Below are 15,162 nucleotides of genomic sequence, written 5' to 3' on the forward strand. Positions count from 1 at the left end.
ATGAGGGCTCACCGGCAGCATGCCGGTGAGCCCTCATCTCATATGCGCTGCGTGCGCTGTGGGAGGTCAGTCCTCGCCCACTCCGCGGCCCAGCTCCCAGATCTGCAGGACCGAGGAGGAGTTGACGGCCCAGGAGATGCCGGTGATGTCGTCACGGGCGGCGACGTACTGCTTGCCCTGCCACAGCGGCAGGATCGGCACGTCGTCGGCGACGATGTCCTGCGCCTGCTTGAAGGCGTCGGAGGCGGCGTTGCGGTCCGCCTGCTGACGGGTGGCCGGGATCAACTGCGATTCGATCTTGTTGTTCCGGTAGGGCGAGTTGAGGAAGTTCGTCTTGCCGAAGAACGGCGCGATGTAGTTGTCCGCGTCGGGGAGGTCGGCGAACCAACCCATGCCGTAGACCGCGTACTTGCCCTCGGACTGCTCCTTGCGGAACTGCTGCCAGTTGTCGATGCCCTTGATTTCGGCGGCGAACAGCCCGCTCTTGTTGAGCTGGTTCTGGAGGGTCTTGAACTCCTTGGCGGTGCTGTCACCGTAGTGGTTCTTGGTGTAGGTGAGGGTCAGCTTCACCGGGGTGTTGATGTGCGCCTGCTGGAGGATCTTGCGGGCGGCGGGGACGTTGGGGTTCCCGTACTTGTTGAAGAAGGAGTTGACGTGGCTGGTGAGGCCGGTCGGCACCAGCGAGTAGAGCGGGTCACCGGTGTAGGAGTAGACGTCGCGCACCAGCTCGGAGCGGTTGACGATCTGCGCCATCGCCTGCCGTACGGCCTTGTCGGAGACCGTGGGGTTCTCGGTGTTGAAGGCGAGGTACCGGATTTCCTGGCCGGGCATCTCCTGGAGGTTGATGCCCTTGTCACGGGCGTCCTGGAGGCCCTTGATCTGGTCGGGCGACACGGTGCGGTTCAGCAGGTCGATGTCGCCCTTGCGCAGCGCCTTCTCCATGGCGGCGGGGTCGGTGAAGAAGCGCATCTCCACCTTGTCGTTCTTCAGCTGCATCCCGCCCTTGTAGGTGGGGTTCTTGGTGAAGACGGCCTTGGAGATGCGCTCGCCGCTGCGCTCGACCTTGAGCGTGTACGGGCCGGAGCCGGCGACCTCGAAGCCCTTGTAGAGGGCCTTCTTGGGGTAGACCTCGCTGTCGACGATCGCGGCGGCCGGCGTCGCCAGCTTCTGCGGGAACGTGGCGTCCGGCTTCTTGAGGTGGAAGACCACCTCGGACTCGCTCGGCGTCTCGACCTTGTCGATGCCGTCCAGCAGGGTCACCGGACCGTTGCTGTACTTGATGTCGAGCATCCGCTGGATGGAGAACTTCACGTCCTTGGACGTCAGCGCGTGCCCGTTGGAGAACTTCAGGCCGCTGCGCAGGGTGCAGCGGTACTGCTCGTTCTGGGTGTCGCGGAATCCACAGGACTCGGCGGCCTCGGGCACCGGCGCGGTGCCGGTGCGCGGCAGCCGCATCAGGGTCTGGAAGGTGCCGCGCAGCACGTTCCACGCGTCGACGTCGTACGCCTGTGCGGGGTCCAGAGGTGCCGGCGCGTCCTTGGTGGCTTCGATCTGGGCGGTGGCTCCGACGACGATCGCGTCGCCCCCTCACCCGCGCCGTCCGAGCTGCCACAGGCAGCGAGTGCGGGGGCGAGCAGACCGGCCAGGGCCGGCAGCACCAAGGTCTTGCGATTCATCGTCGGCAGGTTCCTTATCAGCGCAGAGGTGTTGCTCGCGCTGACATTAGTAGGAACAGCCAGGGGCTCCGGAACACAACGGAGTTGAATCAATATCACGCCCGGATAACGGCCGAGGGATGACCGATATCCGGACGGCGGAACGATTCATACCGTGATCCACCAAACCCGGACACTCAGCCCCGCACAACCCCCCGAAAAGCCCCCACGGAACACCCGATGACCTTGTTGTCGACCGGCCGAGGCGTGATAAACGTCACTCCTTCCCGTACTCCCGGGAGCACCGGAATTCGGCCTTCTTATTCGTAACGGAAAATGAGCGGGCCACTCCCCACAGTTCCCCGGTGCTTTCACCGGTGCACGGTCCGTGTACGGCTCACTGCCTTTCGGTGATGAGCGATCGGAGAAATGGGAGATCTACTTCTTCCAGCGATCCCACGACCGTACGGCCGGCCGCGGCCGGTATCGGCATCACCGACGGCACGGCGACGACCCGGCACCCGGCCGCCTCCCCCGCCGTCACCCCGGTCACCGTGTCCTCCACGACCGCGCAGCGCGCCGGGTCCACGCCCAGCCGCGCCGCCGCCGTCAGATAGGGGTCCGGGTGCGGCTTGGTCCGGGACAGTTCGTCCCCGGCCAGGGTGAGGTGGAAGTTCTCCGGGCCGAGCGAGCGCAGCATCCGGTCGATGACCGTGCGGTGCGAGGCGGAGACCAGCGCGGTCGGCACGCCGTGCGCGGACAGCTCCGTCAGCAGCCTGCGGGCGCCGGGCATCAGCGGCACCCCGCGGGCGATCCGGGCGGCGAACCGCGCGTTGAGCAGCACGGTCAGCTCGGCGAGTGTGATCCGGGCGCCGGTGACCTCGATCAGGTACGAGGCGCTGCGCGACATGGGCCCGCCGACGACGACCTCCCGGTGCGCCTCGTCCAGGACGTGGCCCAGCTCCGCGAAGACCTCGGCCTCCGCCTCCCACCAGAAGCCCTCGGTGTCGACGAGGGTGCCGTCCAGGTCGAGGAAGACCGCCTGGAGCGTGGCGCCGTCGGCCGTACGGGTGTCCGCCGCGGGGATGCTGCTCGTCATCCGTGCACCTCCGTTGATGTGTCCCCGAAGGGACAAAAGGGCCGGTCGCCTCCCCGTACTGGGGAAACGACCGGCCGCTACCGGACCGACCAGTGTACGACGACGCCCGCCGGCGCGCGTGGTCAACTCCCGGCAGACCACTCCACCGCGCTACCGCGCGTCACCGCGCGTTGAAGTACTTGGCCTCCGGGTGGTGGATGATGATGGCGTCGGTGGACTGCTCGGGGTGGAGCTGGAACTCCTCGGAGAGTTCCACGCCGATCCGCTCCGGCCGCAGCAGCTCGGCGATCTTGGCGCGGTCCTCCAGGTCCGGGCAGGCGCCGTACCCCAGCGAGAAACGGGCGCCGCGGTACTTCAGCGCGAACATCTCCTCGACGTCGGCGGGGTCCTCCCCCGCGAAGCCCAGCTCCGCGCGGACCCGGGCGTGCCAGTACTCGGCCAGCGCCTCGGCCAGTTGGACGGACAGTCCGTGCAGCTCCAGGTAGTCGCGGTAGGAGTCGGAGGCGAACAGCTCGGCGGTGGCCGCGCCGATCCTGGACCCCACGGTGACGACCTGGAGGCCCACCACGTCCCGCTCCCCCGACTCCTCGGGGCGGAAGAAGTCGGCCAGGCACAGCCGGCGGCCCCGGCGCTGGCGCGGGAAGGTGAAGCGGGTGCGCTCGGTGCCGTCCTCGTTGAGGAGGATCAAGTCCTCGCCCTTGGAGTAGCAGGGGAAGTAGCCGTGGACGACGGCGGCCTCCAGGAGGTTCTCGGTCTGGAGCTTGTCCAGCCAGCCGCGCAGCCGGGGACGGCCCTCGGTCTCGACCAGTTCCTCGTAGGAGGGGCCTTCACCCGTACGGGCCTGCTTCAGGCCCCACTGGCCCTTGAACAGGGCGCCCTCGTCCAGCCAGGAGGCGTAGTCGGCGAGCTGGATGCCCTTGACGACGCGGGTGCCCCAGAACGGCGGGGTGGGTACGGGGTTGTCGGTGGCCACGTCCGAGCGGACCGCGCCCTCCTCCCGCTCCGGCTCCTGGTCACGCACGTCCCGCTTGGGCACCCGGCGCTGCTTGAGCTCGGGCAGGGTGGCGCCGGGCACGCCGCGCTTGACCGCGATCAGCGCGTCCATCAGGCGCAGGCCCTCGAAGGCGTCCCGGGCGTAGCGGACCTCGCCCTCGTAGATCTCGTGCAGGTCCTGTTCGACGTAGGCGCGGGTGAGGGCCGCGCCGCCGAGGATGACGGGGAAGTCCGCGGCCATCTTGCGCTGGTTCAGCTCCTGGAGGTTCTCCTTCATGATCACGGTGGATTTGACCAGGAGTCCGGACATGCCGATCACGTCGGCGCGGTGTTCCTCGGCGGCCTCCAAGATGGCCGAGACCGGCTGCTTGATGCCCAGGTTGACGACGTTGTAGCCGTTGTTGGACAGGATGATGTCGACGAGGTTCTTGCCGATGTCGTGGACGTCGCCGCGTACGGTCGCCAGGACGATGGTGCCCTTGCCCTGGTCGTCGGACTTCTCCATGTGCGGCTCCAGGTAGGCCACCGCGGTCTTCATGACCTCTGCGGACTGGAGCACGAACGGGAGCTGCATCTGTCCGGAACCGAACAGTTCGCCGACGACCTTCATGCCTTCCAGCAGGGTGTCGTTGACGATGTCCAGGGCCGGGCGCTCAGTCAGCGCCTCGTCCAGGTCGGCTTCCAGGCCGTTCTTCTCGCCGTCGATGATGCGGCGGCGCAGGCGCTCCTCCAGCGGCAGCGCGAGCAGTTCCTCGGCCTTGCCGGCCTTCATGGACTTGGTGTCCACGCCCTCGAAGAGCTCCAGGAACCGCTGCAGCGGGTCGTATCCCTCGGTGCGCCGGTCGTGGATGAGGTCCAGGGCGACCTTGACGTGTTCCTCCTCCAGCCGGGCGATCGGCAGGATCTTGGAGGCGTGCACGATCGCCGAGTCCAGGCCGGCCTTGACGCACTCGTCCAGGAAGACGGAGTTCAAGACGATGCGGGCGGCCGGGTTCAGGCCGAAGGAGATGTTGGAGAGGCCGAGCGTGGTCTGGACGCCGGGGTGGCGGCGCTTGAGTTCGCGGATGGCCTCGATGGTGTGGAGGCCGTCCTTACGGGACTCCTCCTGGCCGGTGCAGATGGTGAAGGTGAGGCAGTCGATGAGGATGTCGCACTCGCGGATGCCCCAGTTGTCCGTGAGGTCCGCGATGAGCCGCTCGGCGATGGCGACCTTGTGCTCGGCGGTACGGGCCTGGCCCTGCTCGTCGATGGTCAGCGCCATCAGGGCCGCGCCGTGCTCGGCGGCCAGCGCGGCGACCTTCGCGAACCGCGAGTCGGGCCCGTCGCCGTCCTCGTAGTTGACGGAGTTGATGACGGCGCGGCCCCCGAGCTTCTCCAGCCCGGCGCGGATGACCTCCACCTCGGTGGAGTCCAGCACCAGGGGCAGCGTCGAGGCGGTGGCGAAGCGGCCGGCCAGCTCCCGCATGTCCGCGACCCCGTCCCGGCCGACGTAGTCCACGCACAGGTCGAGCATGTGCGCGCCCTCGCGGATCTGGTCCCGGGCCATTTCCACGCAGTCGTCCCAGCGGCCTTCGAGCATGGCCGTACGGAACTTCTTGGAGCCGTTGGCGTTGGTGCGCTCACCGATGGCCAGGTAGGAGGTGTCCTGACGGAAGGGCACGGTCTGGTAGAGGGAGGCGGCGCCCGGCTCGGGGCGCGGGTCGCGCGCGGGGGGCGTCAGGCCCCGTACGCGTTCCACGACCTGGCGCAGGTGCTCGGGCGTGGTGCCGCAGCAGCCGCCGACCAGCGACAGCCCGTACTCGGCGACGAACGTCTCCTGGGCGTCGGCCAGCTCCCGGGCGGTCAGCGGGTAGTGGGCGCCGTCCTTGCCCAGGACCGGCAGACCGGCGTTGGGCATGCACGACAGCGGGACGCGGGCGTTGCGCGCCAGGTAGCGCAGGTGCTCGCTCATCTCGGCGGGGCCGGTCGCGCAGTTCAGCCCGATCATGTCGATGCCCAGCGGCTCCAGGGCGGTCAGCGCCGCGCCGATCTCCGAGCCCAGCAGCATGGTGCCGGTCGTCTCCACCGTCACCGAGCAGATCACCGGCAGATCGGTGCCGGTGGCCTTCAGGGCGCGCCGGGCGCCGAGGACGGCGGCCTTGGTCTGGAGCAGGTCCTGGGTGGTCTCCACCAGCAGGGCGTCCGCGCCGCCGGTGATCAGGCCCTCGGCGTTGCGCTGGTAGGCGTCGCGCAGTGTGTCGTACGGGGCGTGACCGAGGGTCGGCAGCTTGGTGCCGGGGCCCATGGAGCCCAGGACCCAGCGCTGCTGCCCGGTGGCGGCGGTGAACTCGTCCGCGGCCTCCCGCGCGATCCGGGCGCCGGCCTCGGACAGCTCCTGGACCCGCTCGGGGATGTCGTACTCCCCCAGCGCCGCGTGGTTGGCGCCGAAGGTGTTGGTCTCCACACAGTCCACGCCGACCTCGAAGTAGGCCCGGTGGACGGAGGCCACGATGTCGGGACGGGTGACGTTGAGGATCTCGTTGCAGCCTTCGAGCTGCTGGAAGTCCTCCATGCTGGGGTCCTGCGCCTGGAGCATCGTGCCCATCGCCCCGTCGGCGACCACCACGCGGGAGGCCAGTGCCTCGCGGAGGGCTGCGACACGGGATGTGCTGGCGGACGATGGCGTGTACGAGGCCATGGAGGTGCTCCCCTGGTTGCGACGGCTGTCGGCTTTGCGTCTTCCGGCGGAAGGCGCACCGGGCCAGGGTAACCGGCGTCACTCGAGGACCGGTCGACGTTCCGGCGTGTGGACAGGCCGGGGCGGCGGGGACCGGCACGGGGCGCGGGTGGTGCGGCGGGAACGCGGGCGCGGGCACGTACGGGTACGAGCACAGGCACGCGCCCGGGTACGAGCACGGGCACGCGCCCGGGTACGAGCACGGGCACGCGTACAAGATCATTGACAGGCCCGGCCCACTCCCCCAGGGTCGGCATCGACCGATATCGTTCAGCATTGTCGAACCGCTCATTACGGAGGTTGCCCGATGGCACGGAACATCCAGTCGCTGGAGCGTGCCGCCGCGATGCTGCGGCTGCTCGCCGGCGGGGAGCGGCGGCTGGGGCTCTCCGACATCGCCTCCTCCCTGGGCCTGGCCAAGGGCACCGCGCACGGCATCCTGCGCACCCTCCAGCAGGAGGGCTTCGTGGAGCAGGACCCGGCGTCCGGCCGCTACCAGCTCGGCGCCGAGCTGCTGCGGCTGGGCAACAGCTATCTGGACGTGCACGAACTGCGGGCCCGCGCGCTGGTGTGGACGGACGACCTGGCCCGCTCCAGCGGGGAGAGCGTCTACCTCGGGGTCCTGCACCAGCAGGGCGTACTGATCGTCCACCACGTCTTCCGGCCCGACGACAGCCGCCAGGTGCTGGAGGTGGGCGCCATGCACCCGCTGCACAGCACGGCGCTGGGCAAGGTGCTGTGCGCGTACGACCCGGTGGCGCACAGCGAGGCGGCCGAGGCCGAGCGCACCGCGTTCACGCCGCGCACGCTGACCGGCATGGAGGACTTCGAGGGCGTGCTGGACCTGACGCGGGCCCGGGGCTGGGCGGCGGACGTGGAGGAGACCTGGGAGGGCGTGGCGTCGGTGGCCGCACCCATCCATGACCGGCGGCGGATGCCGGTGGGCGCGGTGGGCGTGACGGGCGCCGTGGAGCGGGTGTGCCAGGAGGGCGGGCTGCGGCCCGAAATCGTCGCCGCGGTACGGGATTGCGCCCGGGCCGTGTCCCGGGATCTCGGCGCCGGGCGATTCTGACCCCATTTGCACCATATGTTCACTTAGGTTTTCAGTCACAGAACCCTTGACGAGGTCTCGCGTGTAAAGAAAACTGCCGTTCGTCGGTCGGCATTGTCGAACACCAAACGACAATATTCGCTATGGTGGACACTGCCGCGGGCCGACCAACGCCCTCTCGGAGGGCGCGGACCACCGGAGGGACCCGGGGTTCGCCTTCCCCTGGACGAAGGACAAAGGAGTCGCGGGTGTCCAGCTCCGACATCTTCATCAGCGAGACCATCGGTACCGCTGTTCTGATCCTGCTGGGCGGCGGTGTCTGCGCCGCCGTCACACTCAAGCGCTCCAAGGCGCAGAACGCGGGATGGCTCGCCATCACCTTCGGGTGGGGCTTCGCGGTACTGACCGGCGCGTACATCGCCGCCAAGTCCGGCGCCCACCTGAATCCGGCGGTCACCGTCGGCATCGCCATCAAGGGCGGCATCCCCTGGAGCGACGTACCGGTCTACTTCGCCGGTGAGCTGCTGGGCGCGATGATCGGCGCGGTGCTCGTGTGGATCACGTACTACGGCCACTTCCGGGCCCATCTGACCGACCCGGAGATCGTCGGACAGCAGAGCGGCCAGGAAGGCATGGTCGACCAGTCCTCTGCGCCGAAGGCCGGCCCGGTCCTCGGCATCTTCTCCACCGGCCCGGAGATCCGCAACGTCGTACAGAACCTGGCCACCGAGATCATCGCCACCATCGTGCTCGTGCTGGCGATCCTCACCCTGGGCCTGAGCGACAACGGCAAGGGCGTCGGCCCCATAGGCACGCTGCTGGTCGCCCTGGTCGTCGTCGGCATCGGTCTGTCCCTGGGCGGCCCGACCGGATACGCCATCAACCCCGTCCGCGACCTGGGGCCCCGCATCGTCCACGCGCTGCTGCCGCTGCCCAACAAGGGCGGATCGGACTGGGGTTACGCCTGGATCCCGGTGGTCGGCCCGCTGATCGGCGGCGCCCTCGCCGGCGGTCTCTACCAGATCGCGTTCGCCTGACCCCGGTCATGTTCCCGTCCTCGCCCTCACAGACTTCCCAGGAGCACACCATGAGCGACACCCACAACACCTCCTCCCACGGACACGGTGCTTCCTCCCACGGGCACGGCCCGTTCATTGCCGCCATCGACCAGGGCACCACCTCCAGCCGCTGCATCGTCTTCGACAAGGACGGCCGGATCGTCTCGGTCGACCAGAAGGAGCACGAGCAGATCTTCCCCAAGCCCGGCTGGGTCGAGCACGACGCGGCCGAGATCTGGGAGAACGTCCAGCAGGTGGTGGCCGGCGCCGTCGAGAAGGCCGGCATCACCGCCAAGGACGTCAAGGCCATCGGCATCACCAACCAGCGCGAGACCACGCTCCTGTGGGACAAGAACACCGGTGAGCCCGTCCACAACGCCATCGTCTGGCAGGACACCCGTACCGACGCGCTCTGCCGGGAACTGGGCCGCAACGTCGGCCAGGACCGCTTCCGCCGCGAGACCGGCCTGCCGCTGGCCTCGTACTTCGCCGGTCCCAAGATCCGCTGGCTGCTGGACAACGTCGAGGGCCTGCGCGAGCGTGCCGAGGCCGGCGAGATCCTCTTCGGCACCATGGACTCCTGGGTCATCTGGAACCTCACCGGCGGTGTGAACGGCGGTGTGCACGTCACCGACGTCACCAACGCCTCCCGCACGATGCTGATGAACCTGCGCACGCTCCAGTGGGACGAGAAGATCCTGTCCTCCATGGGCGTGCCGGCCGCCGTCCTCCCGGAGATCCGCTCCTCCGCCGAGGTGTACGGCGACGCCAAGGGCGGCGCGCTGGACGGCGTGCCCGTCGCCTCCGCGCTCGGTGACCAGCAGGCGGCCCTGTTCGGCCAGACCTGCTTCTCCCAGGGCGAGGCGAAGTCCACGTACGGCACCGGAACGTTCATGCTGATGAACACCGGCGACGAGCCCGTCAACTCCTACAACGGCCTGCTGACCACGGTCGGCTACCGCATCGGCGACCAGAAGCCGGTCTACGCCCTGGAAGGCTCCATCGCCGTCACCGGCTCGCTGGTGCAGTGGATGCGCGACCAGATGGGCCTGATCAAGTCGGCGGCCGAGATCGAGACGCTGGCCAGCTCGGTGGAGGACAACGGCGGCGCGTACTTCGTCCCGGCCTTCTCCGGCCTGTTCGCCCCCTACTGGCGCTCGGACGCGCGCGGTGTGATCGCCGGCCTGACCCGGTACGTCACCAAGGCGCACATCGCCCGCGCCGTCCTTGAGGCCACCGCCTGGCAGACCCGCGAGATCACCGACGCCATGACCAAGGACTCCGGCGTCGACCTGACCGCTTTGAAGGTCGACGGCGGAATGACCTCCAACAACCTGCTGATGCAGACCATCTCGGACTTCCTGGACGCGCCGGTGGTGCGCCCCATGGTGGCCGAGACGACCTGCCTCGGCGCCGCCTACGCCGCCGGTCTCGCCGTCGGCTTCTGGCCGGACACCGACGCGCTGCGCGCCAACTGGCGCCGGGCCGCCGAGTGGACCCCCCGCATGGACGCGGACACCCGCGACCGCGAGTACAAGAACTGGCTCAAGGCCGTCGAGCGGACCATGGGCTGGATCGAAGACGAGAGCTGACGAGGAGCAAGACCATGAGCACCCTGCAGAGCGTCCCGGCCTCCGGGACGCACCCGGCCGACGGTTCCCGCACTTCGTACGGAGTGGCGAGCCGCGCCGAGACCCGGGAGCGGCTTTCCAAGGCGACGTACGACCTCCTGGTGATCGGCGGCGGCATCCTGGGCATCTCCACCGCCTGGCACGCCGCGCAGTCCGGGCTGCGGGTGGCCCTGGTGGACGCCGGCGACTTCGCCGGCGCCACCTCCTCCGCCTCCTCCAAGCTGCTCCACGGCGGTCTGCGCTACCTGCAGACCGGCGCGGTCAAGCTGGTGGCGGAGAACCACTTCGAGCGGCGCGCGGTCTCCCGCCAGGTGGCCCCCCACCTGTCCAACCCGCTCACCTTTTACCTGCCGGTCTACAAGGGCGGCCCGCACGGCGCCGCCAAACTCGGCGCGGGCGTCTTCGCCTACTCCGCGCTGTCCGCCTTCGGTGACGGCGTGGGCCACGTCATCAGCCCCGCCAAGGCGCAGCGGGACGTCCCCGAGCTGCGTACGGACAACCTCAAGGCCGTGGCCGTGTACGGCGACGACCAGATGAACGACTCCCGCATGGCGCTGATGACGGTCCGCGCGGCGGTCGCCGCGGGCGCCACCGTCCTGAACCACGCCGAGGTCACCGGCCTGCGCTTCACCCAGGGCCGGGTCACCGGCGCGGACCTCAGGGACCGCATGGACGGTACGGAGTTCGGCGTCGACGCCCGGCTGGTGCTCAACGCCACCGGCCCGTGGGTGGACCACCTGCGCAAGATGGAGGACCCGAACGCGGCGCCGTCCATCCGCCTGTCCAAGGGCGCCCACCTGGTCCTCAAGCGCACCTCCCCCTGGAAGGCCGCGCTGGCCACGCCGATCGACAAGTACCGCATCACCTTCGCCCTCCCCTGGGAGGACATGCTGCTGCTGGGCACCACGGACGAGGAGTACGAGGGCGACCCGGCCGACGTCGCCGTCAACGACAAGGACATCACGCAGATCCTGGACGAGGCCGCGTTCTCCATCCGCGACCAGCAGCTCTCCCGCGACCTGATCACGTACTCCTTCGCGGGCCTGCGGGTGCTGCCGGGCGGTCCCGGTGACACCTCCAAGGCCAAGCGTGAGACGGTCGTCACCGAGGGCAGCGGCGGCATGCTGTCGGTCGCCGGCGGCAAGTGGACGACGTTCCGGCACATCGGCCGTACGGTCATGAACAAGCTGGCGGCCCTCCCCGGCCACCCGCTGGGCCAGGACATGGAACCGATCTCCCAGTTGCCCAAGAAGCTCCCGCTGCCGGGCATCGCCAACCCCAACGCGGTCACCCACCGCCTGCTGAGCGACGGCGCCGCGCCGGGCGTGCCGATGGCGCCGGAGACCGCCCGTCACCTCGCCACCCACTACGGCTCGCTGTCCTTCGACATCGCCCGCCTGGCGGGCGAGGACGCGGCGCTGGCCGAGCGCATCCACCCGGACGCGCCGGAGATCTGGGCGCAGGTCGCCTACGCCCGTGACCACGAGTGGGCCCAGACGGTGGACGACGTGCTGCGCCGCCGTACGACGCTGACGATCCGCGGCCTGGACACCGAGGATGTCCGCGCCAAGGTGAAGGACATGCTGGAGAACCGGGGCCGGTAACCACTCCCCGTACCGCGGCCCGGCCCGCGCGCCCCGAGGGGGCGGCACCTGTACGAGCCACCCGAGCCGTACGTGGATGCCGCCCCCTCGGCGCGTGGACGGCGATGTCATGATGCCGGCTTCGGCCAGGACCGACGGGGGCCGACGGGAACGCACACGGTCTCGGCGGCCGTGACGGGCCACCGCAAGTGGATATCCCAGGAGTACTTCGGTCGGACAGCCCGCCGCGTCGACCAGATCGCGCTGATGTCCTACGACACGGCGCTGCCGACGGAGAGCCTGTACGGCGGCTGTCTCGCCCGGCAGACCCGACTGGCCCTGGAGGCGACCGGTCCGGAGACGGACCTGCTGATGGGGCTGCCCTTCTACCACACCGACGACATCGGGCACCATGCCGCGGCCGGGACGGTACGGGCCGCGGTACGCGGCATCCGGCTGGGGCTCTCCCGCGAGGACCGGCGGCGGCAGCGGTTCGGGACGGCCCTGTACATGGACTTCGCGGCCACGGAGGAGGACCGGGCCGCGTACCGGAGCCACTGGTGCGCGCCGGACGCGGAGATTCCGGCCGGGCGGGCGCCTCCACGAAAGGTCATGGAGGAGCATCGGACCTTTGGCGGTCATCCCGTGCACGGCGCCGCGCACGGGCCAACGTACAGGGCGCGTAGGGAAGTTGGACGGACAGGCGTCCCGGACAGATCGGATGAATGGGTACTCGTTCGTGCACAGGGGCTGCGGACGGGTGCCACGGACGCCGTAGGCTTGGCTCGCACGCAACGGAACTGCTGCCGGGGCGGCCCAAGCGGGGCCGTTCCGGTCGGAAGGAGGCGCTGGGTGATCGAGCTCGAGGGGGTTCCCGAGCTGGTCGACCCGGTCATGGTGGCCGCGTTCGAAGGCTGGAACGACGCCGGTGACGCCGCCTCCGCCGCGGTCGCGCACCTGGACCGGGAGTGGAAGGGCGAGGTCTTCGCCGCGCTGGACGCCGAGGACTACTACGACTTCCAGGTGAACCGGCCGACCGTCTGGCTGGACGGCGGGGTACGGAAGATCACCTGGCCCACGACCCGGCTCTCCGTCGTCCGCGTGGGCGGCGAGTCACCCCGTGACCTGGTCCTGGTGCGGGGAATCGAGCCCAGCATGCGCTGGCGGTCGTTCTGCAACGAGATCCTGGGTTTCGCCCACGAGCTGGGCGTGGAGATGCTGGTGATCCTGGGCTCGCTGCTCGGTGACACCCCGCACACCCGGCCGGTGCCGGTCAGCGGCGTCACCTCCGACCCGGACCTCGCCCGCACGATGGACCTGGAGGAGACCCGGTACGAAGGCCCCACCGGCATCGTCGGCATCCTCCAGGAGGCGTGTACCCACGCGGGGGTGCCGGCGGTGAGCCTGTGGGCGGCGGTGCCGCACTACGTCTCCCAGCCGCCCAACCCCAAGGCCACCCTCGCCCTCCTCAACCGCCTGGAGGACCTGCTCAACCTGCGGATTCCGCTGGGTGAGCTGAGCGAGGACGCCCGCGCCTGGCAGTTGGGCGTGGACCAGCTCGCGGCCGAGGACAGCGAGGTCGCCGAGTACGTGCAGTCCCTGGAGGAGGCGCGGGACACCGCGGAGCTTCCGGAGGCGTCCGGCGAGGCGATCGCCCGCGAGTTCGAGCGCTATCTGCGGCGCCGGGACCCGCAGGCCGGGCCGGGCGGCGCGGCCGAGGGGCAGATCGCCGACGGCCGCGACGGCTCGTACCTCCGTGACACCTCCAGCGGCCGTACGCGGCCTTCCAAGGCGACCTCCAAGGACGCGAAGGACGGCAAGGACGGCAAGGACGGCGGCAGGGACGGCAAGGGGCCGCACGACTCCCGGGAGTCCCGCGATGCGCGGGACGTCCCGGAAGCGTCCGCCGACGCCGCTGACGGCGGGCCGGAGGGCACGGCGGAACCACAGGAGCAGGCGGCGGAGCCGAAGGGCACCCGCAAGCCCCGGGGTGCCGCCAGGGAACCGAGGAAGAGCGGCGGCCACCCCCGGGGCAAGGACTCCGGCGGCACCGACGGCTCCGACGGCCCCCGGGACGCCGCCGAGGAGTGACCCGGCCGAATGGTCTGTCTGCCCCGGGAGGCGTGATCCGGGGCCTCGGCGGGGAGCCCGCGGGCCGGCGCCGTCCTGCTACTCGCCGCCCCGCCACTCGCCGCCCCGTCGCCCCGTCTACCCGCCTACGCGTCGCAGTACTGGGGCACCGACACCGCCGTGTACGTCGTCGTGGGCAGCGGCGGGTCCACGTCGAAGCGGGCGTTGGGCAGGTAGAGCCGGTCACCGAAGGCCGCCGCCGTGGTGGGTATCTGAAAGCGTGGGTCGGTGATCCTCGCGACGGCCCGGCCCCGCGTCCCCTGCCGGTCCAGCCGCAGCACGTCCACGGCGTTCTGCCACTGCTGCACCACGTACATCGTCCGGTCCAGCAGGAGCAGCCCGTCGCCGTTGACCAGCGCGGGGCCGGTGTGTGGCACCTTGCGGGCGTGCCCCGTCCGCGGATCGACCCGGAAGAGCGCCCCGGCCACCGTGTTGACCACCAGCAGGGCGCGGCCGTCCGGGGTGCGCTCGATGCCGTTGGCGGTGAAGTCGGGGCCCTGTACCCACTCCCCCGTCAGCGGGAGGGTGACGATCTCCCCGGGGCCGGGCAGGGCGCCGTCCGGGCCGAGCGGCAGCACGTACAGCCGCGGCGCGTAGGAGTCGGTGAAGTACGCCGCGGTGGGCGTCAGGATCACGTCGTTGACCATGGTCCGCGCGTCACCGACCGGGTACGTGGCCAGGATCCGGCCGTGGCGCGTACCGACGACCCGCAGTTCGCGGCTGTCGCCGCCGGCGATGAACAGCCGCCCGTGCCCGTCCGTCTTGAGCCCCACGGACGCCCGGCCGGTGCCCTCGCTGATGATCTCGCCCCGGCCGCTGACCAGGTTCGCGCGGTAGACCGCGCCGTTGGCGAGCGACCCGAAGTAGGCGACCGGGTAGGACGGCTCGATGGTGATGCCCTCGGGCCGGAACCCGTCAGGGAGGTGGATGGTGGTGGGCCAGGAGCGGGCGGTGGAGCGTGAACGGCCCCCGGCGCCGGAACGGGCCGTGGCCCCGGTCCGGGTGGCGGCGCCGGCCGTTTCGGCGCCGAGCGGTCCCAGCGCCGCGCCCGCGCCCAGCGCGGCTCCGGCGGCGAGCAGTCTTCGGCGGTTGACGGTACGGGACGGGGCGCAGCGGTCCGTGTCCATTGCAGGCGTCCTTCCGACGAGCGGTCAGCCGATCCCTTTACCCCAGCACGCCTGCGCCTCTCGCACACCGCACAACGACACGTCTTCACAAGCGAAACGGGGCGCTCCCACACCGTGGA

General features: G+C 70.2%; 8 protein-coding genes and 1 pseudogene. 5 read left to right on the forward strand and 4 right to left on the reverse strand.

Going from position 1 to position 15,162, the window contains the following annotated elements; genetic code table 11:
* Positions 1–66: 66 nt before the first annotated feature.
* From KGS77_RS05400 to metH, 3 genes and pseudogenes are all read right to left on the reverse strand, one after another.
* Positions 67–1,676, reverse strand: a pseudogene (locus KGS77_RS05400) (ABC transporter substrate-binding protein).
* Between the two features lie 376 nt (positions 1,677–2,052).
* The gene (locus KGS77_RS05405) at positions 2,053–2,754 is read right to left on the reverse strand and encodes an HAD family phosphatase (protein WP_242579010.1); all 702 of its coding nucleotides are present in this window, start codon (positions 2,752–2,754) and stop codon (positions 2,053–2,055) included.
* A gap of 160 nt (positions 2,755–2,914) precedes the next feature.
* A complete protein-coding gene (gene metH / locus KGS77_RS05410; RefSeq protein ID WP_242579012.1) occupies positions 2,915–6,424 on the reverse strand; it encodes a methionine synthase in 3,510 nt (1,169 codons plus the stop codon).
* Between the two features lie 346 nt (positions 6,425–6,770).
* On the opposite strand from metH, the gene KGS77_RS05415 reads away from it, so the two are divergent.
* From KGS77_RS05415 to KGS77_RS05435, 5 genes are all read left to right on the forward strand, one after another.
* Complete coding sequence (locus tag KGS77_RS05415) at positions 6,771–7,535, forward strand: IclR family transcriptional regulator (RefSeq protein WP_242579014.1); 765 nt, start codon at positions 6,771–6,773, stop codon at positions 7,533–7,535.
* 227 nt (positions 7,536–7,762) lie between these two features.
* Positions 7,763–8,551 (forward strand): MIP/aquaporin family protein, encoded by a 789-nt coding sequence (locus tag KGS77_RS05420; RefSeq protein WP_242579016.1) that lies wholly within the window; start codon positions 7,763–7,765, stop codon positions 8,549–8,551.
* A 50-nt stretch (positions 8,552–8,601) separates the two neighbouring features.
* Positions 8,602–10,164, forward strand: a complete 1,563-nt coding sequence (gene glpK / locus KGS77_RS05425) for a glycerol kinase GlpK (protein WP_242579018.1) — start codon at positions 8,602–8,604, stop codon at positions 10,162–10,164.
* Positions 10,165–10,178: 14 nt separating this feature from the next.
* Positions 10,179–11,807, forward strand: coding sequence for a glycerol-3-phosphate dehydrogenase/oxidase (locus KGS77_RS05430; RefSeq protein ID WP_242579026.1), 1,629 nt, complete (start codon positions 10,179–10,181; stop codon positions 11,805–11,807).
* Between the two features lie 831 nt (positions 11,808–12,638).
* Positions 12,639–13,877, forward strand: coding sequence for a PAC2 family protein (locus KGS77_RS05435; RefSeq protein ID WP_242587303.1), 1,239 nt, complete (start codon positions 12,639–12,641; stop codon positions 13,875–13,877).
* A gap of 125 nt (positions 13,878–14,002) precedes the next feature.
* On the opposite strand, the gene KGS77_RS05440 is transcribed toward KGS77_RS05435, so the two are convergent.
* Positions 14,003–15,043, reverse strand: coding sequence for a superoxide dismutase (locus KGS77_RS05440; RefSeq protein ID WP_242579028.1), 1,041 nt, complete (start codon positions 15,041–15,043; stop codon positions 14,003–14,005).
* Positions 15,044–15,162: the final 119 nt, after the last annotated feature.

The sequence above is a fragment of the Streptomyces sp. MST-110588 genome (genome assembly GCF_022695595.1).
Classification (GTDB): Bacteria; Actinomycetota; Actinomycetes; order Streptomycetales; family Streptomycetaceae; genus Streptomyces.

Excerpts from the sequence above, each read along its gene's own strand:
- KGS77_RS05405 (WP_242579010.1), bottom strand. The coding sequence starts at position 2,754 with ATGACGAGCAGCATCCCCGCGGCGGACACCCGTACGGCCGACGGCGCC.
- metH (WP_242579012.1), bottom strand. The coding sequence starts at position 6,424 with ATGGCCTCGTACACGCCATCGTCCGCCAGCACATCCCGTGTCGCAGCC.
- KGS77_RS05415 (WP_242579014.1), top strand. The coding sequence starts at position 6,771 with ATGGCACGGAACATCCAGTCGCTGGAGCGTGCCGCCGCGATGCTGCGG.
- glpK (WP_242579018.1), top strand. The coding sequence starts at position 8,602 with ATGAGCGACACCCACAACACCTCCTCCCACGGACACGGTGCTTCCTCC.
- KGS77_RS05430 (WP_242579026.1), top strand. The coding sequence starts at position 10,179 with ATGAGCACCCTGCAGAGCGTCCCGGCCTCCGGGACGCACCCGGCCGAC.
- KGS77_RS05440 (WP_242579028.1), bottom strand. The coding sequence starts at position 15,043 with ATGGACACGGACCGCTGCGCCCCGTCCCGTACCGTCAACCGCCGAAGA.